Origin of the sequence: Burkholderia sp. 4M9327F10, from assembly GCF_005503145.1 — a bacterium.
Lineage (GTDB): Bacteria > Pseudomonadota > Gammaproteobacteria > Burkholderiales > Burkholderiaceae > Paraburkholderia.
Genome location: NZ_SCNV01000131.1, coordinates 1 through 3,368, shown reverse-complemented (window position 1 = coordinate 3,368; position 3,368 = coordinate 1). Strand labels below are relative to the sequence as shown.

General features: G+C 66.2%; 2 protein-coding genes. Both read left to right on the top strand.

Annotated features, from left to right (window positions below; genetic code table 11):
• On the top strand, positions 1-2,010 hold a 2,010-nt coding region (mutL, locus tag FFS45_RS41310; RefSeq protein ID WP_137960332.1), incomplete at its 5' end, for a DNA mismatch repair endonuclease MutL.
• Positions 2,011-2,065: 55 nt separating this feature from the next.
• A complete protein-coding gene (gene miaA / locus FFS45_RS41305) occupies positions 2,066-3,019 on the top strand; it encodes a tRNA (adenosine(37)-N6)-dimethylallyltransferase MiaA (RefSeq protein WP_137960331.1) in 954 nt (317 codons plus the stop codon).
• The last annotated feature ends 349 nt before the right edge of the window (positions 3,020-3,368 follow it).

Here is a 3,368-nt window from a genome sequence, read left to right as displayed (position 1 = left end):
ATCCAGCCCTTGCCGGACCTGCTGATCAGCCAGATCGCCGCCGGCGAAGTGGTCGAGAGACCGGCATCGGTCGTTAAGGAGCTGCTGGAAAATGCGATCGACGCCGGCGCGAACACGCTGCGCATCCTGCTCGACGAAGGCGGCGTCAAGCGAATCTCCATCACCGACGACGGCGGCGGCATCCCCGAAGGCGAACTCACGCTCGCGCTGATGCGCCACGCCACCAGCAAGATCCGCTCGCTCGCCGAGCTGGAAGCGGTCGGCACGCTCGGGTTTCGCGGCGAGGCGCTGGCCTCGATTGCGTCGGTGTCGGAAATGTTCATTACGAGCCGTACTGCCGACGCGCAGCACGCGATGCGCATCGAGGCGCAAACCGGCGTGCTGAGCCCGGCGGCCGGCACCCAGGGCACGACCATCGAAGTGCGCGAGCTGTACTTCAGCACACCCGCGCGCCGCAAATTTCTGAAGAGCGAGCAAACCGAACTCGGCCATTGCCTGGAGATGATCCGCCGCGTGGCGTTGGCGCGGCCGGACGTGGCGATTTCAGTGCTGCATAACGGCCGCGCGGTCGAACACTGGAATGCCTCCGATCCGGCCACCCGCGTCGCCAAGATCATGGGCGAAACTTTTGCGACCGCCCATCTGCCGCTCGACGAGTCGGCCGGCCCGCTTGCGGTCTACGGCTGCGCCGGTTTGCCGACCGCGAGCCGCGGCCGGGGGGATCAACAGTATTTCTTCGTCAACGGGCGCTTCGTGCGCGACAAGCTGCTGACGCACGCCGTGCGCGCCGCCTACGAAGACGTGCTGCACGGCGACCGCTACCCATCGTACGTGCTATTCCTCGATCTGCCGCCCGAGGGCGTCGACGTGAACGTGCACCCGTCGAAGATTGAAGTGCGTTTCCGCGACTCGCGTTCGATCCACCAGTTCGTCTTCCATGCCGTGCAGCGGGCGCTGGCCCGGCATGCCGGCGCGTCTCCGGAAACGACAGCCGGTGGACACGCGGCGCACCTCGAGCCGGTTTCAGGCAGCCCGGCGTCGTTCGCGGCCACGCCGCTTGGCGGCGTGGGCGTGGGCAGTGGGCCGAGCAGCTTTGGCGGGGCTAGTGGCCCTGGAGGGACTAGCGGGTTCGGTGGCACGCGCGGCGGCAATGGTGGCGGCTTCGGTAGCGGCGGTAGTGGTAGCGGCGGTGGCGGTTTCGGCGCCCAGGGCGGCAACACCTGGCTGCGTCAGGCACGCATGACGCAGGGGACGCTGCCGGTCGCGCAGCCGCTCGCACTCTACGACGCGCTGTTCGGGCGCAAGGATAGCGGCGTCGGCACCGCGCAGGGTACGACCACACTTGAGGCCCGCGATTCCGCCGCAGGCACCCCATCGTTCTTCGCCCCGCCGGCCGAGGGCAATCCGGCGTTTCACGGCACGGACGAACAACCGCTCGGCTTTGCTCTCGGCCAGATTCACGGCATTTACGTGCTGGCGCAGAACGCGCAGGGACTGGTGATCGTCGACATGCACGCGGCGCACGAGCGGATTCTGTACGAGCAGTTCAAGAACGCACTGGCTGACCGGGCGATCGCCGTGCAGCCGTTGCTGATTCCGCTGACGATGCAGGCCGACCCGGTCGAAATCGGTACAGCGGAGGAAGAACGCGAGACCCTTGATGCATTGGGCTTCGACCTGGCGGTGCTGTCACCGACGACACTGGCGATCCGCGCCGTGCCGGCCCTGCTCAAGGACGCGGACCTGCAAGCCCTGGCCCGTGCCGTTCTGACCGACCTGCACGCGTACGGCGGCTCACGGGTGCTGACCGAACGGCAGCACGAACTGCTTGGCACGCTGGCCTGCCACCACGCAGTGCGCGCGAACCGGCGCCTGACACTGGACGAAATGAACGCGCTGCTGCGCCAGATGGAAGCCACCGAGCGCGCGGACCAATGCAACCACGGCCGGCCGACGTGGTATCAATTGACGCTGTCGGACCTCGACCGGCTGTTCATGCGCGGCCAATGAGCCCGCGCACCTCGCGATTACAGCCGCAGCCACCGGCGCTGCGGTCACTCCCATCATGACGCAACACCGCACCATTCCGGTCGCCTGCCTGCTGGGCCCGACCGCCTCCGGCAAAACCGCTGCCGCGCTTGCGCTGGCGGAGCGACGGCCGGTGGAGATCATCAGCGTGGATTCGGCGCTGGTCTACCGTGAGATGGACATCGGCACGGCCAAACCGACGGCGGAGGAGCGCGCGCGGGTGCCGCACCACCTGATCGATATCGTCGATCCGGCGGACGCTTACTCGGCGGCCGAATTCCGCACCGACACCTTGCGCCTCGTGGCCGAGATCACTGCACGGGGGCGGATACCGTTGCTGGTGGGCGGCACGATGCTGTACTACAAGGCGCTGACGCAGGGCTTGAACGACCTGCCGGGGGCCGATGCCGAGATACGCGCGACGCTCGATACGGACGCCGCACGCGACGGCTGGCCGGCCTTGCACGCCCGGCTTGCCGCAGTGGACCCGGTAACGGCGGCGCGGCTCGCACCGAACGACTCGCAGCGAATCCAGCGGGCGCTGGAGGTGTTCATGTTGACCGGGCGGCCGATGTCGACCCTGCTGGCTGAGCCCGCGCGGGCGGACGATGCTGGATTGCCGTGGCGGTTTGTGCCGGTGGCGCTGGAGCCATCGGATCGCAGCGTGCTGCACGAACGGATAGCGCGGCGCTTCGATGCCATGCTGGCGGCTGGGTTTATTGAAGAGGTTGAGCGGCTGCGGGCGCGTGGGGATTTGCATGCCGGGCTACCGTCGATGCGGTGTGTGGGGTATCGGCAGGCCTGGGAGTATCTCGATGGAGTGGGGGATTTTGCGTCCATGCGGGATAGGGGGGTTTTTGCTACGCGGCAGTTGTGTAAGAGGCAGCTTACCTGGCTGCGGGGGATGACTGAACGTGTTGTTGTTGATTGTTGTGCTGAGGATGCCGCTGAGCGGGCTTTGCGGGTTCTTGAAGGTGTTATGGATCAGTGAGGTTTTTTTTGCCTTGCAGGTGGGTGGTTTTTGCCTGCGGCGCCTTGTAGCTGGTTGGTGTTCTTTGCGGTGTTGGCCTTTCCTTGTTTTGTTATCGGTCTATTAGCGTTGCCCCTGTGCGGGGCGGCACCTACTTTTCTTTGCCGCCGCAAAGAAAAGTAGGCAAAAGAAAGCGGGCTCACACCGCTAGCCTGTAGTGAGCCATCTAGGTTTGCTACCGGGAACGGCCCTAGACAAGACCCGCCCTCGCACCACTCCCGTTAGTGACAAAGCCGTCATTCGCTCCAGCGTCGCGCTTCGCGCCCCGCCGTCGGGTATAACCGATGGTGGGCGCGCATGCCCCCGGTGA

Coding starts and splice junctions, on each gene's coding strand:
- miaA (WP_137960331.1), top strand. CDS start 2,066: ATGACGCAACACCGCACCATTCCGGTCGCCTGCCTGCTGGGCCCGACC.